The following is a 1,017-nucleotide window of genomic DNA, read 5'->3' as shown; positions in this document are numbered from 1 at the left end:
CTATGAAACGCCCGAACAGCGAATCCGCGCCTGATCAGGACTGTCGCACTTGGTGGTTGAATTCACCGCCCTAGCCCGGAAAGTGACGCCTGATTGCTAGAGCCGGGAGAGAAACGCAGCAACTCAGAGACGAATGAATCAATTGACACCGGATCTCAGCGCATGAAGATAGATGCGGTTTGGGACCGCCCTGCGTTGGCGACAGGCCAGTCTCCGGTGAAAGTGGCCCAAACTCCGAGATGACCCAGCTTATCCAGGCATGAGACTTCGAGCTCGCAGGTCCCGGTGCTCCCGAACCTGTAGGAGACGCTGGCGTTGGGCCCGGCCGGAAAGCCTTTGAGGGCAGAGGCCAGCTTTAGGTGCTCATTTGCTTGTGCCCACGTGCCAACGAAAGCCGAGAACTCCTCATTGGCTCCTGAGATCGTGAAGCGTGCGAGACCGTCGCCATCGTGCTCTAGAGTGCTTTCAACGCGCAGAGTTGCTGCCATAGGGGCCTAACGCCTGAATTAAGCCGACCCGCGAAGCGGGTTCGGCTTGAATGAATTGTTAGGGCCCACGTTCGACCGATATGTCAGTGAACGCTGGCTCCTGCATGATGAGTCCATGGAAGTAAGAGAAGCACGGATCATCAGACAACATCTTGGCTTTACCAAGAAGCCGCTCTTTGATTGATCTGGACTTGACGATCTGCAAGACCCACTCGTGATTGCCGTCTGTGCTCTCGTTTGCGCTAGCGCCGATCATGTAATCACGGCCTCGCCAATTGACGTCGGAGTACCAGCCCCAATCCTCAGATTGGGGTGCAGGCATGGCAACGTCAGCGGGAACGCGTGCGCGAAGCCACTCCAATAAGGATGTGCCCGCGATCTGGTTATTGGGATTCTCAGGCTCAAGAGACACATCGAAGAGCCGTGACTGGAAGTGGATCACCGGATGCATGATGTGGGCCCTAACACCAGAGTTAAGCCGAGACGCGTAGTGGAGCGAAACACATGGCAAGCTTTACCTGCCATGTGT

Annotated in this window: 1 protein-coding gene; it reads right to left on the bottom strand. The window is 56.2% G+C overall.

The genetic code is table 11. From position 1 onward, the window contains the following. Nucleotides 1-546 precede the first annotated feature (546 nt). Nucleotides 547-939: a hypothetical protein gene (locus tag ACW5E8_RS14780; RefSeq protein WP_456966302.1), complete on the bottom strand. Its 393-nt coding sequence runs from the start codon at nucleotides 937-939 to the stop codon at nucleotides 547-549. Nucleotides 940-1,017: the final 78 nt, after the last annotated feature.

The organism is Luteimonas sp. A649 (genome assembly GCF_054072735.1).
Note: the sequence above shows the minus strand (reverse complement) of the source record. Positions and strands in the feature narration are given on the sequence as shown.

Bases quoted from the DNA above. Each gene is read 5' to 3' on its own strand.
- ACW5E8_RS14780 (WP_456966302.1), bottom strand. From the start codon at position 939: ATGCATCCGGTGATCCACTTCCAGTCACGGCTCTTCGATGTGTCTCTT.